Origin of the sequence: Ramlibacter sp. (assembly GCF_028291745.1) — a bacterium.
Taxonomy (GTDB): Bacteria; Pseudomonadota; Gammaproteobacteria; order Burkholderiales; family Burkholderiaceae_C; genus Ramlibacter.
The window spans coordinates 16747-42199 of the sequence record NZ_JAQGNQ010000072.1 but is presented as its reverse complement, the minus strand read 5'-3'; the positions used below and the strand labels follow the sequence as shown (position 1 = coordinate 42199).

Annotated in this window: 26 protein-coding genes and 1 riboswitch; of the genes, 7 read left to right on the top strand and 19 right to left on the bottom strand. The window is 69.8% G+C overall.

All coding sequences use genetic code 11. The annotated features are described in order from the left end of the window. Positions 1-7 precede the first annotated feature (7 nt). The gene (greB, locus tag JWP60_RS13660) at positions 8-574 is read right to left on the bottom strand and encodes a transcription elongation factor GreB (protein WP_299792082.1); all 567 of its coding nucleotides are present in this window, start codon (positions 572-574) and stop codon (positions 8-10) included. Positions 575-697: 123 nt separating this feature from the next. Between greB and JWP60_RS13655 the strand changes: the two genes are divergently transcribed. The 5 genes from JWP60_RS13655 to JWP60_RS13635 all read left to right on the top strand — a co-directional run bounded on the left by JWP60_RS13655 (position 698) and on the right by JWP60_RS13635 (position 4147). Continuing rightward, entirely contained in the window at positions 698-1000 is a 303-nt protein-coding gene (locus tag JWP60_RS13655) for a hypothetical protein (RefSeq protein ID WP_299792079.1), read from the top strand. 163 nt (positions 1001-1163) lie between these two features. Further along, a complete protein-coding gene (locus tag JWP60_RS13650; protein WP_299792076.1) occupies positions 1164-1583 on the top strand; it encodes a hypothetical protein in 420 nt (139 codons plus the stop codon). Positions 1584-1667: 84 nt separating this feature from the next. Continuing rightward, positions 1668-1940, top strand: a complete 273-nt coding sequence (locus tag JWP60_RS13645) for a hypothetical protein (RefSeq protein ID WP_299792074.1) — start codon at positions 1668-1670, stop codon at positions 1938-1940. 69 nt (positions 1941-2009) lie between these two features. After that, positions 2010-2972, top strand: coding sequence for a CvpA family protein (locus tag JWP60_RS13640; RefSeq protein WP_299792071.1), 963 nt, complete (start codon positions 2010-2012; stop codon positions 2970-2972). Positions 2973-2974: 2 nt separating this feature from the next. After that, positions 2975-4147, top strand: a complete 1173-nt coding sequence (locus tag JWP60_RS13635; protein ID WP_299792068.1) for a DNA topoisomerase IB — start codon at positions 2975-2977, stop codon at positions 4145-4147. A 170-nt stretch (positions 4148-4317) separates the two neighbouring features. Here JWP60_RS13635 and JWP60_RS13630 read toward each other — a convergent pair whose 3' ends face one another. The 3 genes from JWP60_RS13630 to JWP60_RS13620 form a co-directional block, all read right to left on the bottom strand. After that, positions 4318-6366 carry an amylo-alpha-1,6-glucosidase gene (locus tag JWP60_RS13630; RefSeq protein ID WP_299792065.1) on the bottom strand — a complete coding sequence of 683 codons (2049 nt, stop codon included), beginning with the start codon at positions 6364-6366 and terminating at the stop codon, positions 4318-4320. Beyond that, positions 6293-8239 (bottom strand): malto-oligosyltrehalose trehalohydrolase, encoded by a 1947-nt coding sequence (treZ, locus tag JWP60_RS13625; RefSeq protein ID WP_299792062.1) that lies wholly within the window; start codon positions 8237-8239, stop codon positions 6293-6295. The genes JWP60_RS13630 and treZ overlap by 74 nt, the downstream gene beginning before the upstream one ends. Before the next feature lie 192 nt (positions 8240-8431). Continuing rightward, a complete protein-coding gene (locus JWP60_RS13620) occupies positions 8432-8668 on the bottom strand; it encodes a DUF2158 domain-containing protein (protein ID WP_299792059.1) in 237 nt (78 codons plus the stop codon). A gap of 170 nt (positions 8669-8838) precedes the next feature. On the opposite strand from JWP60_RS13620, the gene JWP60_RS13615 reads away from it, so the two are divergent. Beyond that, entirely contained in the window at positions 8839-9276 is a 438-nt protein-coding gene (locus JWP60_RS13615; RefSeq protein WP_299792056.1) for a hypothetical protein, read from the top strand. 12 nt (positions 9277-9288) lie between these two features. Here JWP60_RS13615 and JWP60_RS13610 read toward each other — a convergent pair whose 3' ends face one another. The 15 genes from JWP60_RS13610 to JWP60_RS13540 all read right to left on the bottom strand — a co-directional run bounded on the left by JWP60_RS13610 (position 9289) and on the right by JWP60_RS13540 (position 24206). After that, complete coding sequence (locus JWP60_RS13610; protein WP_299792053.1) at positions 9289-10035, bottom strand: hypothetical protein; 747 nt, start codon at positions 10033-10035, stop codon at positions 9289-9291. Further along, the gene (locus tag JWP60_RS13605) at positions 10032-10838 is read right to left on the bottom strand and encodes an N-acyl homoserine lactonase family protein (protein ID WP_299792050.1); all 807 of its coding nucleotides are present in this window, start codon (positions 10836-10838) and stop codon (positions 10032-10034) included. The genes JWP60_RS13610 and JWP60_RS13605 overlap by 4 nt, the downstream gene beginning before the upstream one ends. After that, on the bottom strand, positions 10835-11530 hold the full coding sequence (locus tag JWP60_RS13600; RefSeq protein ID WP_299792047.1) for an isochorismatase family cysteine hydrolase: 696 nt from the start codon (positions 11528-11530) through the stop codon (positions 10835-10837). Before JWP60_RS13600 ends, JWP60_RS13605 begins: the two co-directional genes overlap by 4 nt. Before the next feature lie 28 nt (positions 11531-11558). Beyond that, on the bottom strand, positions 11559-12575 hold the full coding sequence (locus JWP60_RS13595; RefSeq protein ID WP_299792044.1) for a fatty acid desaturase: 1017 nt from the start codon (positions 12573-12575) through the stop codon (positions 11559-11561). A 64-nt stretch (positions 12576-12639) separates the two neighbouring features. After that, a complete protein-coding gene (locus tag JWP60_RS13590; RefSeq protein ID WP_299792041.1) occupies positions 12640-13674 on the bottom strand; it encodes an ABC transporter substrate-binding protein in 1035 nt (344 codons plus the stop codon). 81 nt (positions 13675-13755) lie between these two features. Continuing rightward, positions 13756-14577, bottom strand: coding sequence for an ABC transporter ATP-binding protein (locus JWP60_RS13585; RefSeq protein WP_299792038.1), 822 nt, complete (start codon positions 14575-14577; stop codon positions 13756-13758). Between the two features lie 7 nt (positions 14578-14584). Continuing rightward, on the bottom strand, positions 14585-15409 hold the full coding sequence (locus tag JWP60_RS13580; protein ID WP_299792036.1) for an ABC transporter permease: 825 nt from the start codon (positions 15407-15409) through the stop codon (positions 14585-14587). Between the two features lie 59 nt (positions 15410-15468). Then, a riboswitch (guanidine-I (ykkC/yxkD leader) is annotated at positions 15469-15572 on the bottom strand. Between the two features lie 147 nt (positions 15573-15719). Then, the gene (locus tag JWP60_RS13575; protein ID WP_299792033.1) at positions 15720-16859 is read right to left on the bottom strand and encodes a DUF1116 domain-containing protein; all 1140 of its coding nucleotides are present in this window, start codon (positions 16857-16859) and stop codon (positions 15720-15722) included. A 43-nt stretch (positions 16860-16902) separates the two neighbouring features. Beyond that, positions 16903-17592, bottom strand: coding sequence for an SRPBCC family protein (locus tag JWP60_RS13570; RefSeq protein ID WP_299792030.1), 690 nt, complete (start codon positions 17590-17592; stop codon positions 16903-16905). Next, positions 17582-18067 carry a (2Fe-2S)-binding protein gene (locus JWP60_RS13565; protein ID WP_299792027.1) on the bottom strand — a complete coding sequence of 162 codons (486 nt, stop codon included), beginning with the start codon at positions 18065-18067 and terminating at the stop codon, positions 17582-17584. Before JWP60_RS13565 ends, JWP60_RS13570 begins: the two co-directional genes overlap by 11 nt. Next, a complete protein-coding gene (locus tag JWP60_RS13560; protein WP_299792024.1) occupies positions 18064-18879 on the bottom strand; it encodes an FAD binding domain-containing protein in 816 nt (271 codons plus the stop codon). Before JWP60_RS13560 ends, JWP60_RS13565 begins: the two co-directional genes overlap by 4 nt. Continuing rightward, the gene (locus tag JWP60_RS13555; RefSeq protein ID WP_299792021.1) at positions 18876-21257 is read right to left on the bottom strand and encodes a xanthine dehydrogenase family protein molybdopterin-binding subunit; all 2382 of its coding nucleotides are present in this window, start codon (positions 21255-21257) and stop codon (positions 18876-18878) included. The genes JWP60_RS13560 and JWP60_RS13555 overlap by 4 nt, the downstream gene beginning before the upstream one ends. Continuing rightward, a complete protein-coding gene (locus JWP60_RS13550; protein ID WP_299792018.1) occupies positions 21254-22540 on the bottom strand; it encodes an amidohydrolase/deacetylase family metallohydrolase in 1287 nt (428 codons plus the stop codon). Before JWP60_RS13550 ends, JWP60_RS13555 begins: the two co-directional genes overlap by 4 nt. A 25-nt stretch (positions 22541-22565) precedes the next feature. Continuing rightward, positions 22566-23327 carry a GntR family transcriptional regulator gene (locus JWP60_RS13545; protein WP_299792015.1) on the bottom strand — a complete coding sequence of 254 codons (762 nt, stop codon included), beginning with the start codon at positions 23325-23327 and terminating at the stop codon, positions 22566-22568. Positions 23328-23441: 114 nt separating this feature from the next. Next, positions 23442-24206: a GntR family transcriptional regulator gene (locus tag JWP60_RS13540; protein ID WP_299792012.1), complete on the bottom strand. Its 765-nt coding sequence runs from the start codon at positions 24204-24206 to the stop codon at positions 23442-23444. A 371-nt stretch (positions 24207-24577) separates the two neighbouring features. On the opposite strand from JWP60_RS13540, the gene JWP60_RS13535 reads away from it, so the two are divergent. Continuing rightward, entirely contained in the window at positions 24578-25432 is an 855-nt protein-coding gene (locus tag JWP60_RS13535; protein WP_299792009.1) for a transporter substrate-binding domain-containing protein, read from the top strand. Positions 25433-25453: the final 21 nt, after the last annotated feature.

Below are 25453 nucleotides of genomic sequence, written 5' to 3'. Positions count from 1 at the left end.
CGCACACCTACGCGGCCTCCGGCGCCGGATACCGCACCTCCAGGATCTCCACCCCCTTCACGCCCGCCGGCGTCACGAGCTTCACCACGTCGCCCTCGCGCGCCTTCAGCAGCGCGCGCGCAATCGGCGAGATCCAGCTCACCTGGCCATGGGCGCTGTCCGCCTCGTCGATGCCCAGGATGGTGATCGTGCGCTGGGCCCCCGTGTCTTCCTCGGCGTAGCTCACGGTCGCCCCGAAGAACACCTGGTCGTGCCCGTGGTGCAGCGAGGGATCGGTGACCTCCGCGATCTCCAGGCGCTTGGTCAGGAAGCGGATGCGGCGGTCGATTTCGCGCAGGCGCTTCTTGCCGTAGATGTAGTCGCCATTCTCCGAGCGATCGCCGTTGCTGGCCGCCCAGTGCACCACCTCCACGACCTTGGGCCGCTCCTCGTCGATCAACTGCAGCAGTTCGGAGCGCAGGCGCGCGTATCCCTGCGGCGTGATGTAGTTCTTGCCGCCGGCGGGCAGCGCGGGCAGCGCCGCGCCCTCCTCGTCTTCCTCGCTGTCGCTCTCGCGCGTGAAGGCCTTGCTCATGCGGCAAGCATACCCAGTGGCACGAGGCCGCGACAGCGCCCGCGTCCTACAGCGACAAGGGCACGCCGCCGAATGGACGAGCCTTTCTCCGGCCGCACGATGCGTTGTCCGAGGACCCGCGCCATGACCACCGAATACGCCGCTCTCCCCGTCATCAATCCCATGGCCGAAGAGGCCTACTGGCGCGAGGCCTATCGCCGCGAGCCGTACTACCGCGACGATCTGACCTACGACGATTACGGGCCCGCCTATCGCGTGGGTTACACCGGTCCGGTTCGGCGCCAGGGAGAATTCGAACAGCTCGAAGGTGCGTTGAAGCGCGATTTCGACCAGGTCCGCGGCCGCTCGCGGCTGCGCTGGGAGGATGCGCGCGAGGCCACCCGGGCGGCGTGGCGCCGGGCGACGGCTGGCAAACGCGCGCACTGAATCTGTCCAAAAATCAAGTGACTTTTATTCCAGCTTCTCCCCTGCAAATGGGGGAGAAACAATCGTGCGCTCTGTCCAACAATGGCTCGCAGGACCCAGGACCGCGTCGCAGCGCCACCCGACCTTGAACTCTCAATCGCCCCTGTCAGACCCCGCGCCGTATGTGCCGCCAGAGCTCAGCCGGCCGCTGGTGGCGGTGCTGCCCTTCCGGCCGAACGGCGACAACGCCGACCTGCGCATCCTCGGCGAGGAAATCGCCGACCTGCTGCGCGAGCGGCTCGCCGCGGATCCCGCGATGCAGGCAATCCTGATCAGCTCCGACTTCCTGGCCAAGGCGCCGCCGCATGCGCTGGAACTGATCTGCCGCGAACTGCGCATCGGCCACCTGATCTCGGGCAAGTGCCACGGCACGGCCAGCGAGCCGTCCCTCTATGTCGAGCTGAGCGACACCCGCGAATGGCACATTCGCTGGGCGAACTTCTACCGGGGCGGCGCCCGCGCCCTGCTCGCGGCCGAGGGCGAGGCCATGCAAAGCATGGCAGGCCAGCTGCGGCGGATCCTGGTCGAACGCCCCCCGCACTGATCTCCTCTCCTGCGGAGATCCCCCGTTTGGAGGATGTTCGCCTGTCGAGCGGCTTCCTAGCATCGGCCCAGGGGAGAGCACAACATGGCCAGTTATTTCGTCGCCTGCGAGCCGCAGCCCGATGGTGCCTATCCGGTCCACGACCGCAGCCGATGTCCGCCGCGCTGCTTCCCGCGCGAGGCAAGCACCGAGTATCTCGGCGAGTTCCTCGATGGCCAGCAGGCGCTCGCGGTGGCGCGCCTGCGCTACCGAAAGGCGCGGGATTGCGCCTGCGCCACGGTGGCGCCGCAGCGGGTGCTGGAACCGCCGCCGGTCTGTCTCGACGCGCTCGGCGCCGTGGGCGCGCTGCGCCCCTGAAGTGCTGCGGGGAAGCGTCAACGCCGTCCTACGTCAACAGTCCAGGGCCCGCGCCCATACTGGGCCGGCATGCCCCTCAATGCCATCGATCTGCTGTTGCTGGCCGTCGTGGCCATCGGCGCCCTGCTCGGATGGGTGCGGGGCTTCCTGTTTGCTGCGCTCGACCTGGTGACGCTGGCCCTCAGCCTGGGCGCAGCTTTCCTGGGCTACCGCGGCGTCACCGGATGGGTGGCACAGATCGCGCCTTCCCTCGGCATCTGGATCGCGCCGCTCACGTTCGTTGCCATCTTCCTGCTGGTGCACGTGATTCTCGGCGGCGCCGTGCTGCGGCTGGCGCTGCGCCTGCCTGAGCGCACGCATCGCAACGTCGGCAACAAGTTGCTCGGGATCCTTCCCGGTGCGGTCAATGGGGCGATGCATGCGGTCGTCGTGGCCGTGCTGCTCCTGACGCTGCCGCTCGGGCCGCGCGTGGGCAGCTGGGCCCACGAGAGCAGCCTGGCAGCGCGCTTCGCCGCGCCCGCCGAGTGGGTGGAGGTGCAGCTCGCGCCCGTCTTCGGCCCGGCCGTCGAGCGCACGCTGCAGGCCGTGACGGTGGACCCGGAGTCGCGCGAAAACATCCCGCTGCAGTTCCGCGTCACGCAGGCGCAGCCGCGGCCGGACCTGGAAAGCGAGATGCTGGAGATGGTGAACGCCGAGCGCCGCGCGGCGGGCCTGAAGCCGGTGGCGCCCGACGTGCAGCTGACGGAACTGGCGCGCGCGCACAGCTTCGACATGTTCGCGCGTGGCTACTTCTCGCACGTCTCACCCGATGGCAAGGACCTGGGCCACCGCCTGCAGCAGGCCAGGGTAGGTTACCTGTCCGCGGGCGAGAACCTGGCGTTCGCGCCCACGCTGTACACGGCCCACACGGGGCTGATGCACTCGCCCGGCCATCGGGCCAACATCCTGCGGCCGCAGTTCGGGCGCCTGGGCATCGGCGTGCTCGATGGCGGCAGCCACGGCCTGATGGTGACGCAAGACTTCCGGAATTGATCATGAAGGACACCGAAGCCCTGGCCGCGACTCCGGTCGATCCGCGCGAAGCGGCCGAGTCCGCCGGCCTGGTCTACGTGAACGACGAGGAGCCTGGCATCCGGCGCGAGCGCAAGGGCGAGGCGTTCGTGTACTTGCGTCCCAACGGCGATCCGCTGAAGGACGAGACGACGCTGGAGCGCATCCGCAAGCTGGCCATTCCGCCCGCCTACACCGACGTCTGGATCTGCCCCCGCGCCAACGGCCACCTGCAGGCCACCGGCCGCGACGCCCGTGGCCGCAAGCAGTACCGCTACCACCCGCAGTTCCGCGAGGTGCGCGAGAGCACCAAGTACGAACACATGTTGGAGTTCGCGCGGGCGCTGCCGGACGTGCGCGCCAGGCTGACCGAGCACATGGCGCTGCGCGGGCTGCCCCGCGAGAAGGTGCTCGCCACCGTGGTGCACCTGCTGGAGACCACGCTGATCCGCGTGGGCAACGACGACTACGCGAAGGAGAACAAGAGCTACGGTCTCACGACGCTGCGCAATCCGCACGTCAAGGTCGAGGGCTCGGAGCTGCGCTTCCAGTTCAAGGGCAAGAGCGGCAAGCAGTGGCGGCTGCAGGTGAAGGACCGCCGCGTCGCCAAGATCATCCGCGCCTGCCAGGACCTGCCCGGCCAGCGCCTGTTCCAGTACCGCGACGACGACGGCGAGGTGCGCGAGGTCACCTCCGCCGACGTCAATGCGTATCTGAAGGAGATCACCGGCCGCGACATCACCGCCAAGGACTTCCGCACCTGGGCGGGCACGGTGATGGCGGCGCTGGCGCTGCAGGAGTTCGAGGCCTTCGACACCAAGGCCACGCAGAAGAAGAACCTCAAGCAGGCGATCGAGCGCGTGTCCTCGCGCCTGGGCAACACGCCGACGATCTGCCGCAAGTGCTATGTGCACCCCGAGGTACTGAACGCGTACATCGAGGGGCAGTTGCTGCTGGAGATCAAGGAGGAAGTCGAAGAGGAACTGCGGCAGGACCTCTCGCGCCTCAGGCCCGAGGAGGCCGCGGTGCTGGCGATGCTGGAGTCGCGCTTGCAGCGGACGCTGGAGGGCTCGCTCAAGGAGAGCCTGGAGGTGGTGAAGAAGAAGACGCGGGTGAAGGCGGCTGGGAAGAAAGCCACGGTTCGTGCCAGCGAATAGCCGATAGCCGTCAAGCGCCTGCCAACGGATGTCATTGCGGGCTTGACCCGCAATCCACGACTTCGTTCATCCGGGGCCGTCTGGATCCCGGGTCAAGCCCGGGATGACATCCTGAAAGATATCTGAAGACATCCTCACGACATCCTTTTCCTGCGCTGCAGGTGGGGCGCCTACCGCCCCCCGTGCCGGCACTTCACCAGCACCCGCAGCACCTCCGCCACGCTCCACGCCTGCGCGACGCAGCCGCGCGGGGTGAAGGGCGGCTCGGCGTCGAAGACCTCGCTGATCGAGCCGATGCAGGCCTCGCTCAGGTGGGCGGCAAAGCCATCCATCAAGCGCTCGGCGCCGCGGTAGTCGTCCGGGTGCACCTTCAGCCAGGCATCGGCATACGGGCCGGCCAGCCAGCCCCACACCGTGCCCTGGTGGTAGGCCGCATCGCGCGCGCGCAGGTCGCCGTCGTAATAGGGCTTGTAGTCGGGATGGCCAGGCGCCAGCGAGCGCAGGCCCACCGGCGTGAGCAGCATGCGTTGCGCGACGTCCAGCACGCTGTTCCAGCGCTGCGGCTCCAGCACCGGGTGCGGCAGTGAGATCGAGAACAGCATGTTGGGGCGGATCGCCGCGTCGTCGCCGTTCTCGCCGTCGACCACGTCGTACAGGCACGAGGTCTGCGCATTCCAGAAGCGCCGGTTGAAGCTTTCGTAGGTGCGCTGCGCGTGCTGCGCCATTTCGCTGGCGCGCGCCTCGTCGTGCTCCTCGCGCAGCCAGCGCTCCATCAGGCGCAGCGCGTTGTAGAACAGCGCATTCAGTTCCACGGCCTTGCCGCGCCGCGGCGTCACGACCCACCCGTCGACCTTCGCATCCATCCACGTGAGCTGGTAGCCCTCCGCCCCCTGCTTCATCAGGCCGTCGCGCGCATCGACACCGATGTTGAAACGCGTGCCACGCAAGTGGTGGTCGATGATCGAGAGGAAGGTGGGCATCGCCTGGCGCAGCGTGAGCCGGTCGCCGGTGACGGTGACGTAGCGGTCCATCGCATGGAAGAACCACAGCGTGGCATCGGCCGTGTGGTACAGGCCGTCGTTCTGCCCCTCGGGAAACATGTTGGGGATCAGGCCGTCGCGCACGTAATGCAGGAAGGTGCGCAGGATGTAGCCCGCCTCGGCGTGGCGACCGGTCGCGAGCGTCAGGCCTTCCAGGCTGATCATCGTGTCGCGGCCCCAGTCGGTGAACCAGTGGTAGCCGGCGATCACCGTGCGGGCCTGGTCGCCTTCGGCCAGAGCGCGCGCGGCGTCGGCCTGGCGGCTGAAGGGCGAGATGATGAACTGGTCGGCGGCCAGCACCAGTTCGGCGGCGCGGCCGCTGCGTGCCTGCGGGTCCGCCTGTTCCAGCAGGCGCTCGCGCCGCGCGTGTTCCGCCTGCAGCGCCTGCTGCGGCGTGAGCGCATCGACCTTGTCCCAGCTTTCGGTGGACGCGATCAGCGTGCACTCTTCGCCGGGATGGAGCTGCGCGCGAAAGCGCCCCGGCGTCCACTCGCTGCCGCGCGCCGGATAGCCGCGCGCAGCCTCCACGCGGTAGAAGAATTCCTGGCAGGCGCCGCCTTCGAGCACGAGGTCGGCCTCGCGCCCCTGCAGCATCATGCGCAGGGGCGGCAGGTGGGTGTCGCGGGTCGAATGCACTTCGCAGCGGCGCCCCTGCACCTCCACGCGGCAATGCACGTCGCACTCCTGCGAAACCGGCGCTTCGTGGCCGCGGAAGTTCATGCGCGGTCGCAGGATCAGGCGCACGGGTTCGCTGCCGCCGCTGACGCGGTAATTGACGTGCACCGTGTTCTGGCCATAAGGCAGCACGATGCGCTTTTCCACCTCCACGTCGCCGACCCGATAGCGCCACACGGGCAGCCCCATCTCCAGCCGGAACTCGGTCAGCACCTCGGGCAGTTCATACCTGCCCTCGGATCCCTCTTCGCCGGACAGGCGGATCACGCGCTGGTCGGCCAGGCGCAGCCACTCGCCGATGTGGGCCAGCATCACGGTGCGGCCGATCGGAGTCGGCAAGGCCGCGATCAACAGGCCGTGATAGCGGCGCGTGGCGACACCGGCGATCGAGCCGGAGGCATAGCCGCCCAGCCCGTTGGTCACCAGCCATTCACGGGTCAGCAGGCTTTCCGGGTTGTCGTTGTTGCCCTGCCAGGGCATCGTGTTCAGGATGGCTTCGGCCAACGGCTTCCTCCACGGCATGCGGTGCGAGTACGGCGAGCGCGTGCGGCGGCAGGCGCCAGCTTTGCTCCCCATCGGGTTCGGACATTCCATTGCCGCCATAGACCGGCGCCTCGCTGTGCCACAGCAGGCGCCAGCGGCAGCCGGCCGGCGGCGCCAGCAGCGGCTCGGGCATCGGCAGCAGGGGCAGCGTCGCACCGAGGTTGATCACCAGGAGTCGGTCGTCGCCCCGCGGATCGAGAAAGCGCAGCAGGAAGGCCTCCGGCCCCAGCACCGCGCCATGCATGCGCTGCCGGTCCTGCAGCGCGAACACCGGGTCTTCGCGCCGCAGGCGCAGCAGGTCGCGGTGCAGGCGCACGATGTGCGCATTGCGTTCGCGGTCGGCGTGGTCCAGCTTGCATCGTCGGAATGTTTCTTCGTCGGCCGGCAAAGCGAGCAGCTTGCCACCATCTTCGCTCGCGATGTTGGGGAACTGCACGAGGAACTCCTGCCGGCCGCGGCGAATGAGCGCGTCCAGTTCTTCTCCGTGATCGGCGAAGTACAGGAATGGTGCGCGCGCGGCGAACTCCTGCCCCTGGAACAGCAGCGGCGTGCTCGGCGTCAGCAGCAAGAGCGCCGTCAGTGCGCGCAAGCGGCCGGGCGAGGTCAGTTCGTGCAGCCGCTGCCCGCGCGCGCTGTTGGCGATCTGGTCGTGGTTCTGCAGGAACTGGATGAAGGCGGTGGCTGGCGCGTCCAGCGCCGGTTGGCCGCGGCGCTTCTTCTGCCAGGCGTAATACTGCCCCTGGTACAGGAAGCCCCATTTGAGCGCGGAGATCAGCTCCTGCGGCGTGCCGCGCGTCTCCGTGTAATAGGCTTCGCAGGCGCCGGTGCCGGCCACGGTGGCGCTGTGATGGAAGTCGTCGTTCCAGAGCGCGTCGAGGCCCATGCCGCCCTGCGCGACCGGGCGGACCAGCACCGCGTGCTGCGGCTCGTTCTCACCCGCCAGATAGATGCTGCGCCCGGGTGCCGCGGCACGGGCGCGCTCGGCGATTTCGCCGACGATGTGGCGCGGGCTGGCATCGAACAGGCATTGGGTGGCGTCGATCCGCAGGCCATCGAAGTGGAATTCGCGGATCCAGTAAGCCGCGTTGGCGGCAAAGAACTCGCGCACCGGGCCGCTGTGCTCGTCGTCGAAGTTGATCGCTTCGCCCCACTCGTTCTCGTAGCGCTCGCTGGTGTAGTGCGGCGAGAAGCGCGCCAGGTAATTGCCGCTCGGGCCGAAATGGTTGTAGACCACATCGAGGATCACCCCGAGGCCGATCGCGTGCGCGCGATCGATGAAGTGGCGCAGCGCATCCGGGCTGCCATACAGCCGCGTCGGCGCGAACAGCTGCACGCCGTCATAGCCCCAGCCGAAAGCGCCGTTGAATTCATTGACGGGCATCAGCTCCAGCACCGTGATCCCCACGTCCTTGAGGAAGGGCAGGTGCTCCTCGGCGGCGGCATAGGTGCCTTCGGGCGTGAAGGTGCCGATGTGCATCTCGTAGAGCACCTGGCCCTGCGCGCTCACGCCCTTCCAGCCGCCGTCGTTCCAGCGATAACTGTCCAGGGGCACGATTTCCGACGGCCCGTGCGGCCCCTCGGGTTGCCAGCGCGATGCCGGATCGGGGAAGGCTTCGCCGCCGTCGAGGCGGAAGCGGTAGCGGTGACCGGGCCGAGCCTGCGCCGCCAGCCCGGCGAAGTAGCCTTCGCCTTCGTCTTGCAGTGCCACCGCCGGCACGGCCTTCTCTTCGAACAGCACGTCGACGCGCCGCGCGGCCGGCGCCCACACCCGGAAATGGGTGCCTTCGCGCGGCCGGTACTCTGCTCCTGTCGGAAGTCGCCTGCTTGCAGTCATCGCACCACACCCATTGCCTGAGGTAGACCAACGATTGTCGGTTCCGGGCGGGGCGGCGTACATGGCGCAGCTGTGCGCCGGCGCAGCCAGTGCATGCAGGACAGTTCGCGCAAGACGGAGCGCGTCGCAGCGTGGCGAGGTGAGGCGAGGCGACGCGCTATCGTGCCGCGAAGAGCACAACGCGCACTTCGCTCAGGCAGTCGGAAGCGGAATTTCCTGCGCGACCGCGTGGGCGGCCGGGACGCTGCGGAGTTCGCGGCTGATGTCGTGCAGCGAAGTGAACAGGAAGGTGCCCTGGTGCAGGTCCACGCCCGCGTACCACTGGCAATAGGCGGTGTCGCCGCTGACCGCCCGGACGATCATGGGCGCACCGCCAGCCTTCAGGCGGACTATGTCTCCCGTATGGAACTGCCGGTCCGGATTGGTCACGCGCCATTCTCGTCGTAACTCTCCCCAACAGCGCGTCAGTCTGATACTCGCGCGGCGTAGGACATTCCGCACAGAGGCTGAGCTGCAACTGCATGCAAGTGGCGTCACACGTTGGAACAGTCGCCCTAGCGACGGATTAATTTGCTGTTGTGCTGCTAAAGTTCTCATCCATGAAACTGCCGACGCGGCGCCTGATCGTCCTTGCCATGGCAGGGCAGTTGGCGAACGCGTACGCGGGAGACCTGTCGCCGCACGCCTTCGCGACGCTGACGCAGGTCGACTACTACCGCAACGTGACGCAACAGGAACTGGTGAGCTGCGGCGAATCCGTCCAGGCCTTGCTGAAGCGCAACGCTTCATGGGACCGCGAGGGCAACTGCATCGTCATCGGCCAGCAGCTCTGTCGCGCCGACTTCGAAGCGGCGCTGCGGGAACTGCGCAAACCCGCCGCTCGCGCTGCACTGAGGGCCTACCACTACGCCTTCGTCACCGCCCTGAACGGCATCGCGCCACAGAAGAACGAACCGCGCGACGGCTACGAGCGCCGGCAACAGGAACTGCAGCACCTGCTGGCGCACGCCTGGACGCGGTTCGAGCTGGCCGAGTAGATCCCGCGTCCTCTAGCTTGCGCCGGCGGCCGCCTCGAACACGGCAGCATGCACAGGGCCGATGCCGGCCGGTTGCCAGGGTTCGCGTTGCAGCCCCGACAGCGTGAACGCAATCGCGCCCTCGCGCCAGGGCAGCGTGGACAGCTCGATGCGGGCCGCGTCGCCTTCGATGCGGCCGAACGACGCCTCGAAGTCGACGAACGCTTCCAGTTCGACGCGGCTCGCCTCGCCCAGCTCGATGCGAGCCTGGATGCGCACGGCCTCCGCATCCCACACCGGGCGCTCGCGCACGAACAGGAAACGGTCTCCGGCGACACAAGCGATGCGGCGCGGCCCGGCGGTGTCCTGCCAAGCCCGCGCGCCCGTGCCGGTGCCGGGCAGCCGCTGCCACAGTTCGTAGTAGTCGGCATGCACGCCGAACTCCTCGACCTGCTCGCCCGCGAAGGCCATGCGGCCGACGTCCTGCGAGCGCCGGAACCGGAAATCGATCATGCGGTGCCACCAACAGCGGTCGCCGCTCACCGTGGTGATGCCGGCGAAGGCTTCCTGCCGCACCAGCCAGCGCAGTTGCTGGACGGAACAGTCGGCAGGCGACGCCACGCCAGCGAAGGAGGGGCGATCGGCCGGCACCCTCACGTCCGCGTGCCAGTGCGGCGTCTGCAGCCAGAACACGCGCGTTCGGGTGTCCTGCGGCTCGCTGCCCACGCGCAGGACCTTGCGTTCCCAGACGCCCAGGTAGTGCCGCGGCACCTCGTTCATGACGGCTCCCCGCGCACGGCAGGCAGCCGCCGGAAAAAGTCCATGTCGTGGTTGGGCCAGAGCTCGGCGCCAGTCTCGGCCGCCAGGGCCTTGAGCTTGCGGATGCTGGCGATCGCCTGGGCCTCGCGGCCCTGCCAGAGACCGCCGGGGGCGACCTCGTCGTCGAGGTTCTCCTGCAGGTCGGCGGCGTCGCCGCACAGCAGCACCGGCGCGCCGGTCGGCAGCTCGATCCACATCGACATGTGGCCGGCCGTGTGGCCCGGCGTGGCGACCGCCTGCACGCCCGGCGTCAGCTCGTACTCGCCCTCGCGCACGGTGAAGGGCAGCGGCCGGCCGGCCTGGTCCAGCAGTTCGTCGGCGAAGACGGCAACGTCCTCGCCGCTGCGGGCTGCTTTCAGTTCCTCCTGCTGCACGTGGATCTCGGCGCCGCAGCCGCAGCGGCGCAGCTCCCGCAGGCCGCCCGCGTGGTCGAAGTGCAGATGGCCGACGAACACCACGTCGACGTCGGCCGGCGTCAGCCCGAGCCGTGCCAGGTGCCGCGGCAGGCATTGCTCCTCGCCCATCTCGGGCGCGCCGAAGGCGAACACCGCGGGGTCGTAGTGGCGCGCGCGCAGCGCCGGATCGGCGATCTTGGCGTGATCGCAGCCGACGTCGTACAGGATGCGGCCATTGGGCGTTTCGACCAGGTAGGCGAGGATAGGCGCCTCGATCGTCTGCCCGGCGCCGCGCCGGTACGTCGAGATTGACTTGTCGTAGCGGTGCGTGGCAGTCAGCAGCGGCCACAGGCGCGTGGCGCGCGTCACGGTTGCGCCTCCAGCGTGGCCGCGGCCATCTCGCGCAGCACGTGCCCGGTGCACGCGACCGAGCCGAAGATCCCCCCTTCGACCCGCAGCATGGCGAGCGCGGGGGCCTGCAGCGCCGGGTCGCTGGCGGCAGTGGCGTCGGCCACCGTCACGCAGCGGAATCCCCGGTCGGTCGCCTCGCGCACGGTGGAGTGCACGCAGACCTCGGTGGTCACCCCGCAGACCACCAGCCGTTCGATCCCGTGCGCCTGCAGCAGCGCCTGCAGTCCGGTGCCGTGGAAGGCGCCGTAGCCGGGCTTGTCGATCACCGGCTCGCCGGCCGCGGGCCGCAGTTCGTCGATGAAGTCGTGCCCGTGTTCGCCGCGCACCAGCAGCCGGCCCATCGGCCCGGCGGCGCCGATCGCCGCGCCCGCGGCGGTGCTGCGCGCCAGCTTGGCCGGCGGGCAGTCGGACAGGTCCGGCAGATGCCCTTCGCGGGTGTGCACCACCAGCCACTTGCGGGCGCGGGCCGCATCCAGCAGGCGCCGGATGTTCGCGATCGGCTCGGCCAGGCGCGCGACGTCCAGCCCGGCGCGGTGCGCATAGCCACCCGGCGCGCAGAAATCGCGCTGCATGTCGATCACCAGCAGGGCGCTGGCATCGGCGCTCACGCAGCCTCCTCGCTCATCGAAGATCGTCGGGGTCGGGTTCATGCAGGCTCCGGGGCGGCCATGGATCGCTTCACACGGCGGTGAGAAAGGACACGCCGACCGCGCCGAGGAAGCCGTCGGCGCGCGCCGGCGTGCCGGGGGCCAGCACCGCGCCGTAGTCGGGCGCGAGGATGCGGCTGACGCGATGGACGTGGAAGCTGCGCACCAGATCGCGTACCGGCACGACCTGCGCACAGGCGTCGCCATAGAGCTCGCGGTGGTAGGCCGGCAGCCGGTGCCACGCGAGCACCGGGCGCTCGTGGTGTGCGTTGTGGTAGCCGAAGTTCAGCCACAGCAGGTTCAGAACGGGGCTGTCGATGCCGACCACGTTGGTGTAGGTATTGAGCTGCTCGTAGACGCGGTCGCGGACCTTGTCTTCGGGGATCGGCTGGTCGCCATCGATCGGATAGGCGTCGTAGGTGTGCTGGAAGCAGTCGGCGAAGCGCAGCACCGTCACGAACACCAGGTAGGCCAGCGCATAGAGCACCAGCGCCTTCGGCGACCACCAGCCCAGAGCGACGATCGCGGCGAGCCGCACCAGCGCGATGGTGACGATGCGCTTGCGCGCGGCGTGGCGCGCGGGGTCGCGGAATGGCAGGGCGATCACGAAGCCGCGCATCAGGAATTCGACCGCCGGCAGGTAGCACCACTCCAGCGCCAGCACCGTTGTTCGCACCCAGGCCGGCGCACGCAGCAGGAAGCCGCGCACGTCGAAGGTCACGACGTCGGCGCGTTCGACGTGGTGCCGCATGTGCTTGCGGCGCAGGTCCGCGAAGGGCGCGTAGCAGCTGCCGTTGATCCACGTCATCACGCGGCCCCAGCGCTCGTTCACAGCGGGCGATCGAAAGATCGCCAGATGCGCGAACTCATGGATGTAGTAGGCGGACCAGGTGAGCGCCAGCACGACGAGCATGAAGCCCGTCGCGTTGAGCCACCACGCCGGGGCGCCGAGCAGGGCGATGCCGACCGGCCAGCCAGCGAGCACCACGGTGAGCGCCAGCACGTTGGGGACGGCCCCGCCGGGGTCGCGCAGGTGTTGGGAGATCATGCTTTTGCTCCGTGCGGCACGCGGCGGCGGCACCCGGCGCCGCCGGGCCCGCCGCTGGCGTGGATTACTTCTTGGCCAGCGCGTTAACGAACTGCGCGTCTATGGTGGCTTCGGTGGCCGGCAGCGTGGTGATCTGGCCCTTGGCCTTCAGCAGCCCGCCGATGACGGCGCCGCTGGCGTAGTAGGAGGTGGTGTCCTTGCCCTTGGCGAAGGCCTTGGGCATCTCGGCCAGCGGGATGTTGTAGACCCCGGACAACTGCTCGCGCACTTCCTTGGCCGACACGCCCATGGCCTTGCCGATGATCTTCGCCGCCTCATCCGGCTTGGCGCGCATGAAGGCCAGGCCATCGAGGTAGCCCTGGATCACGCCGGAGACTTCGGTCGGCCGCGCCTTGATGAACTTGTCGTCGAACACCAGCACATCGGCGATCAGGCCGGGCGCGTCCTTGGAGGAGAACAGCACCTTGAACTTCTTGCCGCCGCCCTGGCCGACGATCTGCGACAGGCTCGGCTCGTAGGTGACGCCGATCGGCATCTGGCCGGAGGCCATCGCCGCCGGCACCGCTTCCGGCGTCATGCTCACGGGCGTGATGTCCTTCGCCGAGAGGCCGGCCTTGCTCAGGGCATAGGACAGCAGGAAGTCGGAGGGCGACAGCGGGTTGTAGCCGATCTTCTTGCCCTTCATGTCGGCGAGCTTGACGATGCTGCGGTCCGCCACGATGGCGTCGCCGCCGTTGGAGTAGTCGATCGGCATCACGACCTTCTGCGCCTTGCCGGCGGCCACCTGGCCGATCACCTGGTCGTAGGTCACCATGGCGCCGTCGATCGCGCCGCCCACCAGCGCCGGCGGGATCAGCGCCGGATCGCTGAACACCTGCAGCGACACCTTGAGGTTGTACTTCTTGAACAGGTCCTGCGCCTCGGCCACGTAGAACGGGCCGTAGCCGATCCACACCACGGTGCCGATCTTGAGCGGCGTCGGCGCTGCCACCGCAGCGGTCGCGGCGCTGCCGGCGAGCGCCAGCACGGCCAGCGGCCTGATCAGGCGGCCCAGCAGCGACTGGGCGCCGGATTGCAGGGACGGGAGGAAGGAAGTCATGGCGAAGGCTCCTGGTTGTGAAAATCGGGTGACGCCTGGCGACGCAGGGGGCGCAGCGCGCTTCCCCAAAGCGGTGCGGCGTCAGGCATTGAGCTTGTCCAGCAGCTCCACATCGGTGCTGAGGCCCGCGTTCTGGCGGATGCAGTCGAGGATCTCGGCACGCAGCGCGCGGAAGGCCGGCTCGTGCTTCATGTCCTGGTGCCGCTCGGCGGGAAGGGGTACGTCGTAGATGCGCTGGATGCGCCCGGGGCGCGGCTGCATGACCACCACGCGCTGCCCCAGGTAGATGGCCTCCTCGACGTCGTGCGTGACGAACACGATGGTCGTGCGCTCGATCCGGTGGATGTGCAGGATCAGGTCATGCATCACCTCGCGAGACTGCGCGTCGAGCGCTCCGAAGGGTTCGTCCATCATCAGGATGGAGGGCCGCCCGAGCAGTGCGCGCGCGATCGCCACCCGCTGCTGCATGCCGCCCGAGAGCTGGCGCGGCCAGGCATGGGCGAAGCGCTCCAGGCCGATCAGGTTCAGCAGGGCGTCGGCCCGGCCGGAGGCGGTCTCGACGTCGGACGACGTGAGCTCCCGGCGGTTGACCCGCAGCCCGCGGCTGAACTTGATGTTGTCGATCACGGACAGCCAGGGATACAGGCTGTAGTGCTGGAACACCATCGCCCGGTCGGCGCCCGGGCCGCGCACCGGATGCCCGTCGCACACCAGCTGGCCGCTCGTGTGGTACTCCAGGCCGGCGAGGATGCGCAGCAGCGTGGACTTGCCGCAACCGGAGGCGCCGACCAGCGTGACGAATTCGGCTTCGCCGACGTCCAGGTCGATGTTCTCCAGGGCGGGGACCGGGCTCGCGCTGCCGGCGAACACCTTGCCGAGTTTGCGGATGGCGACCTTGGACATGGTGCGATCAGCTCCCGCCATGCAGGTAAGCGAAGGCGCGGCGGTGCAGCCAGCGGAAGGCCTGGTCGATCACCAGCCCGATCACGCCGATCAGCACGATGCCCGCGAAGATGATGTCGGTCTTGAGGAAGCGCTGCGCCTTCAGGATCGAGTAGCCCAGGCCGGAGTTGGCTGCCACCAGTTCCGCCACCACGAGGTAGGTCCAGGCCCAGCCCATGGTGATGCGCAGGGTGTCCAGGATCGCCGGCTTGGCCGACTGCAGCAGCACCAGCCGGATGATCTCGCCGCGGGTGGCGCCCATGGTCTGGGCCGCCTCGATCTGCGCCCTGGGCACCAGCCGCACGTTCTCGGCGACCATCAGCACCATCTGGAAGAAGGTGCCGATCCAGATGATCGCCACCTTGGCGCTCTCGCCGATGCCCAGCCACAGCATCACCAGCGGAATGAAGGCCACGGCGGGCATGTAGCGGATGAAGTCGGTCAGCGGCTCCAGCAGCGCCTCCACCGGCCGGAAGGCGCCGATCAGCAGCCCGAGCGGCAAGGCGATGACCGCGGACAGCACGAAGCCGCCGACCACGCGGCCGACGCTGATCAGCGTGTCATGCGCGAGGTCGTCCTCGATGGCCCATTCCACCAGCCGCCGCACCACCTGCAGCGGCCCGGGCAGGAACACCGGGTCCACCCAGCCGGAGGCAGACAGCAGGGCCCAGAGCACGAGGGGAACGACCAGGCCCAGCGCGGCGAAGCCGATGTACTGGGCGCGCGAGAGCTGCCCCGCGATGGTCCACAGGCCGGGGCGGGCGGAGGAGGTGGCGCTAAAGAAGGACTGCATGGCTCCAGGCTCGAGTGGCGGGCAACGGGAGAGACGACGTCGAACTTGCGCTCGCCGTGATCTCCCGGGCTTTTGTCCCTCCGTGGAACCGCAACGATCTGCGGCCGACCGCTCTCGGACCAGACGGCCGCGCGAACGGCCCGGAACCCTAGCGGTCCTGCAACAGCGGGCCGCTTGCGCGGGGCCGCCTCTCACCGCCGGAAATGTGCAAGATCGGTGCCAGCAGCGAGGGCGGCGTGCCGCCCCATGGCGGTGCGCGCTGTGCGGCCTCATGCACGAGCGGCGGGGGGCGCGAGTCGCCCCTCGCCGCTCAGGCCAGTCCCGCCACGGCCCGCGCGAACAGCTCGAGCGGCGGACGGTACAGGCCGCGGCCGACGAAGCCGGTCGCGCCGTCGGCACCGAGCATCGCGAGTGCCACGAGCGGCGCCGCCGCCTCTGCGCACACGCGTCGCGCATCGACGGCGACCGGCCGCTCCAGCACCGGGTGCCACGCAGCCAGCAGCCGCCCGGCGAGGCGGGCATGGTCCGCCGGCAGGTGGCCCGCGAAGGCCTGCAGCGGCTCGGGCGCGCTGTCCAGCGCGAGCCCGCCGCAACCGAGCATGTCGATCACCGCGCTGTCGCCGATCGCGCCGGCCACGCCGGCCGGCGCAGGCCTCAGCAAAGTGCCGGAGGGCGGCTGGGCATCGGCACAGATCCACTCGCGCGGCGCGCCGGCCAGTGCGATGCCGAAGCGCTCGCCGTTGCCGCCCGCGCGCGTCACCAGCGTAGGCAGGTCGCCGCCTTCCGCGGCCCGCAGGATCAGCGCACTCGCCGCCATCCACAAGGTGAGGAAGAAGAGCGGCGTGGCATCCAGCGCATCGGCCAGCGCGCCGGCGTGCTGGCGCACCCCGGCCGCGAGCGCAGCGGTTGCCGCCGTGGTGCGACTGTGCAGGTCGTCGCCCTCCTGCAGCGCGCGCGCCGCCAGCGGCAGCAAGGGCACCGGCCCATGCTGCGCCAGCAGGCACCGCCAGGCAGGGGCGATCAGCTCGTCGCGCGCAAGCAGCCGCTCGCGCAGGCCCTGCTCGCGCGATCCCATGCGCGTGTCCGGCCCCCGCACGGTTGAGACGGGCGCGTACATGCGGCGGCCCTGCGCCTCCACCGCGAAGAGCGGGGTGCGCGCGGAGGCCACGAACGCGAGCGGCAGCACGCAACCATGCTCCTGCGCCGGCGTGAGCGTCACCCCGCCCGCGCGCACCAGCGCCTCGGCGTCCTGCTCATTCGCCGCCAGGCCTTCGTGCAGGATCGCGATCACGGCCGACGAGAGGACGACCGGCGGCGGCCGCTGCGGATCCCGCAGTGGCGGCCCCGCATGCAGCATCGTCCGCGCCGCCAGCCCCAGCGCTTCGCCCGCCGATGCGACCCCCGCCAGCAGCGGCTGCACGGAGAGCAGGCTGTCGATCGCGGACGGCATCGTCAGATCGCCATGCAGACTGCGCGCGGCCCGTTGCACGGGTTCATCGCCGCCCCCCTGGCGAGACGCGCCGCGCGAGCCGCGACCAGCGCTCGCGCAGAACCCGCGCGAGCAGGGCCGTGAGCGACAGCGGCAGCGCGCCGGCGCGACCTGCGGACGCGGCGGTGGCGCCCGCCGGCACCGCCTCGGCGGCCAGCCACATGGGCGGGCTGTCCGGGGCGATCTCGCGCGGGATGTGCTGGGCTGGCGGCGCCGCTGGCGCCGTTGCTGGTGCCGCCGCGGGCAGCGTTGCATTCAACCGGGCCTCGAGATTGGCGGCGAACTGCGCGGTCAGCGTATTGGCGATCTCCCGCACGAGACCGATGCGGCCGAACTGCGCCAGCGTGCCCGACAGCGTGTAGTCCACCCGCACGGTGACCTCGGTACCGGCCCCGGCCTCTGCCAGCGCGAAGTCCGCCGCGCCCTTGACGCGCGAATTGGTCTTGCGGTCGGCGGCCGCGCCCTCGAAGCGCCCGCTGCGCGCCGCCTCGTCGAAGCCGACGCGGCCGCTGCCGGTGAAGGCGGCCACGATCGGCCCCATCCTGACCTCGAAGCGCAGCGGCACCTCGCCGTCCCTCAGCTCGCCGGCCAGCGAGGCGCCGGGCAGGCACTCGACCAGCAGCGCGATGTCGTGGAAGGCGGGCCAGGCCTGCGCCGGCGGCACCGGCAAGGTGAAGCGCTGTTCAACCTGCATGGTTCGCCTCCGCCTGGCACTGCGCCAGCACGCGCTGGATCGCCTGCACGATGCCGCGGTAGCCCGTGCAGCGGCACAGGTTGCCCGAGAGTTCGAGCCGGATCCGCGCCTCGTCGGCATCGGGCAGGCGCTGCACGATGTCGCGCGCGGTGACCAGCATGCCGGGCGTGCAGTAGCCGCACTGCAGCGCGTGCTCGGCGCTGAACGCCTCGCGCAGCCGGGTCATGACCGGGTCGTCCAGCAGGCCCTCGATGGTGCGGATCGGACGGCCTTCGCAGCTGGCCGCGTAGGTGATGCAGGAGCGGGCGGGCGCTCCGTCGATCTCGATGGTGCAGGCGCCGCAGACGCCGTGCTCGCACCCCAGGTGGGTACCGGTCAGCCCATGCTGCTCGCGCAGGTGGTCGGCCAGCGAGGTGCGGCCTTCGGACTGCGAGCGCAGCGTGCGGCCGTTGACATGCAGGGTGATGGTGTTCATTCGGATGCGTCCAGGTCGGCCAGCGCGCGCCTGAGCATGGTGGCGTGCAGCTGGCGTTCATAAGCTTCCACAAGGCCGGCGTCGTCGAGCGCGCGCTCCAGGCCGGCATCGGTGCGCAGCAGTTCGAGCGCGCCCTGGCCTTCGATGACGTGCGGCATGCCGCCGAGCGCACCCAGCACGACCCGCGCGCTGCCATGCGTGGAGTCGGTCCACACCGCCGCGATCGCTTGCGCGAACTCGCCGGGCTTGCGGCACGCCTTGCGGTAGGCCCAGCGCGCCCGCGGCGAAAAGCGCCTGATCTCGATCGCGACCAGCAGTTCGTCCTCGCGCAGCGCGGTGGTGAACGGGCCGAGGAAGAACGCGCCCGCGCGCAGGCGCCGCTCGCCGACGGGGCCCAGCAGCACCAGCGTCGCGTCGAGCAGCGTCATGGTGCTGACCCAGTCGGCGGCGGGGTCCGCGTGCGCGAGGCTGCCGCCCAGCGTGCCGCGATTGCGCACGGCGCGGTAGGCGATGCCGCCAGCCACCGCGGGCAGCAGACCGCGGGTGATCTCCGGCAGCTGCCCGTCCTCGATGCGGGCGTGGGTGACGCCGGCGCCGATGCGCAAGGTCTCGCCCTGCAGCGCGAAGCCGCGCAGCGCCTCCACCCGGCTCACGTCGACCAGCTGCGCGGGCTGGGCGAGCCGCAGGTTCAACATCGGGCCGAGCGATTGCGTGCCACCCGCGGCCTTGGCCATGCCATCGCCCGCGGCGAGCAGCGCGATCGCCTCGGGCAGGCTGCGGCAGGCATGCAGTTCGAATGGTGCGGGCTTCATTCCGTCCCCTTGTGGCGCGCGGCATGCAGCGCAGCCAGGATGCGCCGCGGCGAGGCCGGGCACTCCAGGATTTCGACGCCCAGCGGCGCGAGCGCGTCGTTGATCGCGTTGACGATCGCCGCGGGCGGCGCGATGGCCCCGCCCTCCCCGATCCCCTTCTGCCCGAACTCGGTGTACGGCGACGGCGTCTCCATGTGCTCCAGGCGCGCCGAGGGCACCTCGGTGGCACCGGGAAGGATGTAGTCGGCCAGCGTCGAGGCGAGCGGCTGGCCTTCGCCGTCGTACGGCATCTCCTCGTAGAGGGCGGTGCCTATGCCCTGGGCGAGGCCGCCCAGGATCTGGCCGTCGACCACCATCGGGTTGAGCAGCACGCCACCGTCCTCGCAGATCGCGTAGTCGAGGATCTCCACCGTCCCGAGCTGCGTGTCCACCGCCACGGCACAGGCATGCGCCGCGTAGCTGAAGGTGCCCGTGTCCCGCGCCGGCTTGTAGCCGGCGCTGACCTCCAGGCCCGCGGGGTGGATGCCCTGGGGCAGTCGCTGCGGCTGGCGGTACCAGGCATGCGCCACGTCGAACAGGCTGATGCGCCGGTCGCTGGCGGGATCGACCACGCCGCCGTCGGCGAGCTTCAGGGCGGCGGCGGGCACCTCGAGCAGCACCGAGGCGATCGCCAGCACGCGTTCGCGCAGCTCCTTGCACGCGGTGGCGACGGCGCCGCCGGACATCACGGCACAGCGCGAGCCCCAGGTGCCGGTGGAATACGGCGACAGCGCGGTGTCGCCATGCACCAGGCGAACGTCGCCTTCGTCGATGCCCAGCATCGAGCAGGCCACCTGCGCCAGGGTCGTCTCCATGCCCTGTCCGTGCGAATGCGCACCGATGCGCAGTTCCAGGATGCCGTCGGGGGTGAGGCGCGCGTTGCAGGCCTCGTGGCCGGGCACCATGGGGATGCCCCAGCCGTGGTAGACCGAGGTGCCGTGCGCGGCCTGCTCGCAGTAGATGGCGTGGCCGATGCCGATGCGGCGGCCGTCGCTCTCGCCCTGCTTCTGGCGCGCCCGCCACTTCGGCAGGTCCAGCGCCTGGAGGGCGCGGCGCAGCGCCTGCGGATAGTCGCCGGAATCGAAGTGCTTGCCCGTGATGTTGTCGTAGGGCATCTCGTGCGGCTGCACCAGGTTGGCCAGCCGCACCTCGTGCGGCTCGAGCCCGGCCTGGCGCGCCACTGCGTCCATCATCACCTCCAGCGCGAAGCACACGCCAGTGCGCGCAACGCCGCGGTAAGGCAGGATCGGCGGCTTGTTCGTCGCCACCGACCAGGTGCGGCAGTCGTACGCCTCCATCCGGTAGGGCCCGGGGAGGATGGAGCCGATCTGCGCCGCCTCCAGGCAGGCCGAGAAGGGATACGAGGAATAGGCGCCGGAATCGACGCTCGCATCGCACTCGATTCCCAACAGCTTGCCATCCTTGCGCGCGTACAGCGTGATGTCGTAGTGATGCTCGCGGCAGTTGGTGCCGGCCGTGAGCTGCTCGCGTCTATCCTCCAGCCAGCGCACCGGCCGCTGCAGGTGCCTGGCCAGCCAGCCCAGGCACACCTCCTCGGGCAGCAGGATGCCCTTGTAGCCGAAGCCCCCACCCACGTCCGGAGCGATCACCCGGATGTGCCCCTGGTCGATGCCCAGGCACTCCGACAGCCCGGCCCGGTTGATGTGCGGCATCTGCGCGGCGCTGTGCATCACCAGCTGCTCCAGGCGCGGGTCCCACTGGCACAGCACGGCACGGCCTTCCAGCGGCGCCATGCTCTGGCGCGCCGTGCGCAGCTGGCGACGCACCACGATCTCGGCCCGCAACCGGACCTCGTCGAGGGCGCCCTGGACGTGCGTGTGCAGGAAGACGTTGTCGCCCCATTCCTCGTGGACCAGAGCGGGCGGCGTGGCGCCGCGCGCCTGGAGCATGTCCACCACCGACGGCAGATCCTCGATCTCCACGAGCACCTGCGCGGCGAGGTCCTCCGCCTGCGCGCGCGTGGGCGCCACGCACAGTGCGATGGCCTCGCCCACCTGGCGCACCTTGCCGCGCGCGAGCGGCCACTGATCGCTGGGCTTGAAGCCCTTGAGGCCGCTGACCGCGCGGATGGGCCGGACGCCGTGCAGGTCGTCCATCGTGAAGACGCTGTCCTCGTGCCCCTCGGGTTTGCTGATGGACAGGATGCGACCGTGGGCCACCGGCGAGCGCACGAAGGCCACCTCCAGCATGCCGTGCAGGCGGATGTCGCCCACAAACTGGCCGCGGCCGGTGAGGAAGCGCGCGTCCTCCTTGCGCCGCAAGGACGCCCCCACGCCGTGCCGGGCAGCGCCCAGGTGCAGCTGTTCGCTCTGGTTCATGCGGCCTCGCTGGCGAGCGCCTCGATCACCGGCAGGATCGAGGCATCCGCGTCGAAGCGCCGACCCTCGCGCAGGCAGAAGTCGGGGTTGAGCACCCGCTCGCCCACCAGCTGCGTGCCCTCGTTGTCGCGCAGCGCGAAGCGGCCGCGCAAGTCGTGCAGCACGCTGATGTCGGCGGGGTTGCCCACCTTGAGCGTGCCCAGTTCCGCCGGCAGGCCGAACACGTCGACCACGTTGCAGGTCACCATGCGCACCACGTATTCGAGCGGCATACCGAGGGCCAGCATCGCCGTCATCGCGGAGGCCAGCGAGAAGCGCTGCTGGCCGAAGAACATGTGCTCCTTGTCCGGATGTTCGTCGGGCGTGCCGGCCGGCTGCGGCACGTTCGTGTTGTAGCCGTGCGTGTCGGCACCAAGGGTGTGCGGCATGATTCCCGCGTCCAGGGCGATGCGGGCCATCCGGTAGCTGAAATGCGAGCCGTGGCCGACGTCGACCTTCAGCCCCAGCGCCAGCGCCTCGCGCACGATGGCGTGCACGCGCCCCTGGCGGTCGACGAAACCGCCAGGGTGGCGGGTGAACGGGTGGGCCAGGATGTCGCCCGCCTTGAGCAGCGGCACCACCTGCTCCAGGATCGTGTCAGGGTCGACGCCGTTGGCGCCCTCGGAAGGCAGCGGCCAGAGCTGCCCGAAGTGGATGTACAGCGGCATGCCGGCGCGGCGCGCGATCTCGGCGGACTTGGCCATCACCTCGATGCCCCAGCGCGCGAAGCCGCCGAGTTCGGCATGCGCCTTGAAGCCCTTGACGATGTCGCGGTTGGCCAGCGCCGCCTTGAGCGTCGCCTCCACGTCCACGCAGTCGGGCTTGTACAGCGAAGGGTAGTAGTGCCCCTCCAGCCCGCCGACCAGGTAGGAAGACAGGTAGGCAAAGACGCGGCTTGCCTTGGGCCGGACCACGTACTCGCGGAAGGCCGACAGGGTGATCGAGGACGGACCGCCCTGGTCGATCAGCGTGGTCACCCCGGAGCGCACGCCGCAGAGGTCGGCCTCCAGCCCGAAGCGGCCGGTGACGTGCTCGAAGACGTGGGCGTGCGTGTCGATCATCCCCGGGATCACGAGGCGGTCGCGCACGTCGATGCGCTCGCGCGCGGCGAGCGGCTGGCTGCCGGCGGGCACGATCGCCGCGACCTTGCCGTCGCGGATGGCGATGTCGTGGCAGCCGTCCAGGCCCTGCGCCGGGTCGACCAGGTGGCCGCCGGCAAGGAGGAGGTCGTAGTCGGGAAGCATGGAGTTCCTTGTGGTGTGGGCTGGTTCAGAGGGAGCGGCCGGCGCCGCCGTGCGCCGCGGCCAGTGCCAGGCGCTGCAGGGTGATGCGGCTGATTTCCGCGCGCGAGCCGTCGATGTGGCGCTGCACCAGCGTCTCGGCCTCTGCCGCGTTGCGCGCCAGCAGCGCGTGCAGGATCTGCGCGTGCTCGTCGAACGCGGCGTCGATGCGCTCCTCGCTGATGAAGTCGAGACTGCGGATGATGCGGATGCGTTCGGTGAGGCTCGCGTGCGTGCGCGCCATCTCGGCGTTGCCCGCCAGCGCCACCAGCGCGCTGTGGAAGTTCTCGTCGGCGCGCGCGACCGCCCCGCCCTCGCGCGTGCGACTGGCCGGGGGCGTCAGCCAGAAGTCGCACAGCGCCGACAAGTCGGGAGCGGGAGCCAGCGCGCACAGGCGCCGCACCGCGATCAGCTCCATCTGCGTGCGGAAGTCGTACAGGTCTTCGTAGTAGGCGAGCTCGAACGGCTTGACTTGCCAGCAGGCGTGGCCCTCGAGGCGCACCAGGTAGCCTTCGCGCGCGAGCACGTGCAGGGCGAAGCGCAGCGGCGTGCGCGACACGCCCAGACGGGTGGCGAGCTCCTGCTCCGCGTACCGCTGCCCAGGTGCCATGCGGAATTCGAAGATGTTGTCCTTGATCCGCGCATACGTCAGTTGCGCCAGCGTGCGCTTGCCTGCGCTGGCCTCGACCGGCGCGATGTCCTGCACGCTTTGCGACGCTCTGCTGGCGGCCTGCGCCCCGGTTTGGCTCATTCGTGTTCCAGTTTGGGATCCCGATCCGGAAACAGACCGGGTTCCCAGGATCCAGTGCAGGAGGCGTGCCAACACGCGGCCGCGCAGCAGGGTCTGCGCGAGCCCCCGGAGCGCTCAGGCGCTCGCCGGGATGGGAGCCGGCCGCGTCGCGAGAGCGAGGCGATGCAGGGTCAGGTGCCGGATCTCCGCGCGCGACGCCGCGATGTGCGCCGAGAGCAGCATCTGCGCCTCGTCGCAGCGGCGCGCGCGCAGCGCGCCGAGGATCCCGTCGTGTTCGTCGTAGGCCGCCTGGATGCGGGCGGGCTCCACGAAGTCCAGGCGACGGATGATGCGGATGCGTTCGGTGAGGTCCCGGTGCGTGCGCAGCATCTCGCCGTTGCCGGCGAGCGCAACCAGCGTGCTGTGCAGCGTCTCATCCTCGCGCGCGACGATCTGGCCGTCCAGCACGCGCTCGTGCACGGGCACGCGCCAGAAGGCGCACAGCGGCCCGAAGTCGGGCGCGGTTTCCATGGCGCAGAGGCGCCGCACGGCAATCAGCTCGATCTGCACCCGGAACTCGTAGAGGTCCTCGTAATAGGAGAGCTCGAAGGCCTTGACCTGCCAGCTCGCGTGGCCGTCCACGCGTACCAGGTGGCCCTCGCGCTCCAGCAGGTGCAGCGCGAAGCGCAGCGGGGTGCGCGAGATGCCGAGCCGGCGCGCGAGCTCCTGTTCCGCGTAGCGCTGGCCAGGCGCCATGCGGAAATCGAACAGGTCGCTCTTGAGCCGCTCGTACGCGTCCTGCGCCAGCGTCTTGCCGGTCTCCCGGCGGGACTCCGGCGCGAGGTCGGGGCCGATCGGTGGTGCACCCGCCGCCGTCGCGCCGGGTGACGGCGACGCCATCGAAGTGGATCGGACAGCGGCCATGGAGCGACGTCGCAACACCCATGCCAAGCTCGTGCGACGCTTCACGGCGGCAACAAGCATGCGGGTCGCACGCTCGTGGGGCGGCAGGCACCAACGCATGCCAGCTCGTGCATCAATTTGTGCTTGCATCGAGATCAGATTCGGGATCCCGATTGGGGATACCGATGCGACGCGACCGCCCTGCCCGCACTCGCGCGCTCGGCTCGCCCCTGGCAAGCGCGCCGCCGTCGCCAGGCCGCGCAGCCGTGGCATGAAAGCTGCTGAAAGAGCCCCTGCAAACCCGGTGTCGAGGGCGCATGCGCACCACACCGATTTTCCTTGGCAACCGCTCCTGCAGGAGGTATTGAATGAAACGTGTCTTCGCCATTTCCGGCAACCAACTTTCGATGTCCGCGAGTCGCTGGCTTCTGGGAATGCTGCTGGCCGGCCTGGCCGCCACGTCCGCTCTGGCGCAAGCCACGAGCGAGCAGATCGCCGCGCGCGGCCGCATCGATGTCGCCACCGAGGACGACTTCAAGCCCTTCGAATTCTTCGAGAACGGCAAGGCTACGGGTTTCGACACCGAACTGCTCGAACTGGTCAAGAAGAAGCTGGCACCGATCGACGTCAAGCAGCAGTTCATGCCCTGGCCGGGGATCCTGCCTGGCGTCGTCACCGGCAAGTACGACGCCGCCGTCACGGCCGTCCTCGTCACGAGCGAACGCAAGGGCACGTTCACCTTCACCACGCCGGTGGCGGAATCGACCACTTTCTACGCCTTCAAGAAGGGCGCGGCCATCGAATCCGCCGATGCGCTGCGCGGCAAGGTGGTCGGCGTGCAGACCGGCAGCGGGATGCTGGGCGACCTGAAGGCCTTCGATGCCCAGCTCAAGGCAGCCAACGGAACGGGCATCAAGCAGATCGTCGAGTACACGTCCTATCCGGAGGCCTACCAGGACCTCGCGCTTGGCCGTGTGGACGCCGTCGCCAATACCCGCATCAACCTGAACTCGCTGACCGAAACGCGTCCCGGCGTGTTCGTCATCGGCCAGAAGATCGGCAATCCCGTCTACATCGCCTGGGCGGTGAAGAAGGGCCACGCCGGGGCCTTCCCGATGATGAACAAGGCGCTGCTCGAGCTGCGCGCCAGCGGCGACCTGTACCGGCTGCAGAAGAAGTGGTTCGGCGCGACCTTCGAATCCATGCCGCAGGACATCAACTGAGCACCTGACGCGCTGACCGGC

Coding starts and splice junctions, on each gene's coding strand:
- JWP60_RS13565 (WP_299792027.1), bottom strand. CDS start 18,067: ATGAACACCATCACCCTGCATGTCAACGGCCGCACGCTGCGCTCGCAG.
- JWP60_RS13640 (WP_299792071.1), top strand. CDS start 2,010: ATGCCCCTCAATGCCATCGATCTGCTGTTGCTGGCCGTCGTGGCCATC.
- JWP60_RS13615 (WP_299792056.1), top strand. CDS start 8,839: ATGAAACTGCCGACGCGGCGCCTGATCGTCCTTGCCATGGCAGGGCAG.
- JWP60_RS13575 (WP_299792033.1), bottom strand. CDS start 16,859: ATGCCGTCCGCGATCGACAGCCTGCTCTCCGTGCAGCCGCTGCTGGCG.
- treZ (WP_299792062.1), bottom strand. CDS start 8,239: ATGACTGCAAGCAGGCGACTTCCGACAGGAGCAGAGTACCGGCCGCGC.
- JWP60_RS13600 (WP_299792047.1), bottom strand. CDS start 11,530: ATGAACCCGACCCCGACGATCTTCGATGAGCGAGGAGGCTGCGTGAGC.
- JWP60_RS13645 (WP_299792074.1), top strand. CDS start 1,668: ATGGCCAGTTATTTCGTCGCCTGCGAGCCGCAGCCCGATGGTGCCTAT.
- JWP60_RS13570 (WP_299792030.1), bottom strand. CDS start 17,592: ATGCAGGTTGAACAGCGCTTCACCTTGCCGGTGCCGCCGGCGCAGGCC.
- JWP60_RS13535 (WP_299792009.1), top strand. CDS start 24,578: ATGAAACGTGTCTTCGCCATTTCCGGCAACCAACTTTCGATGTCCGCG.
- JWP60_RS13580 (WP_299792036.1), bottom strand. CDS start 15,409: ATGCAGTCCTTCTTTAGCGCCACCTCCTCCGCCCGCCCCGGCCTGTGG.
- JWP60_RS13595 (WP_299792044.1), bottom strand. CDS start 12,575: ATGATCTCCCAACACCTGCGCGACCCCGGCGGGGCCGTCCCCAACGTG.
- JWP60_RS13655 (WP_299792079.1), top strand. CDS start 698: ATGACCACCGAATACGCCGCTCTCCCCGTCATCAATCCCATGGCCGAA.
- JWP60_RS13590 (WP_299792041.1), bottom strand. CDS start 13,674: ATGACTTCCTTCCTCCCGTCCCTGCAATCCGGCGCCCAGTCGCTGCTG.
- JWP60_RS13635 (WP_299792068.1), top strand. CDS start 2,975: ATGAAGGACACCGAAGCCCTGGCCGCGACTCCGGTCGATCCGCGCGAA.
- JWP60_RS13585 (WP_299792038.1), bottom strand. CDS start 14,577: ATGTCCAAGGTCGCCATCCGCAAACTCGGCAAGGTGTTCGCCGGCAGC.
- greB (WP_299792082.1), bottom strand. CDS start 574: ATGAGCAAGGCCTTCACGCGCGAGAGCGACAGCGAGGAAGACGAGGAG.
- JWP60_RS13540 (WP_299792012.1), bottom strand. CDS start 24,206: ATGGCGTCGCCGTCACCCGGCGCGACGGCGGCGGGTGCACCACCGATC.
- JWP60_RS13560 (WP_299792024.1), bottom strand. CDS start 18,879: ATGAAGCCCGCACCATTCGAACTGCATGCCTGCCGCAGCCTGCCCGAG.
- JWP60_RS13555 (WP_299792021.1), bottom strand. CDS start 21,257: ATGAACCAGAGCGAACAGCTGCACCTGGGCGCTGCCCGGCACGGCGTG.
- JWP60_RS13545 (WP_299792015.1), bottom strand. CDS start 23,327: ATGAGCCAAACCGGGGCGCAGGCCGCCAGCAGAGCGTCGCAAAGCGTG.
- JWP60_RS13550 (WP_299792018.1), bottom strand. CDS start 22,540: ATGCTTCCCGACTACGACCTCCTCCTTGCCGGCGGCCACCTGGTCGAC.
- JWP60_RS13610 (WP_299792053.1), bottom strand. CDS start 10,035: ATGAACGAGGTGCCGCGGCACTACCTGGGCGTCTGGGAACGCAAGGTC.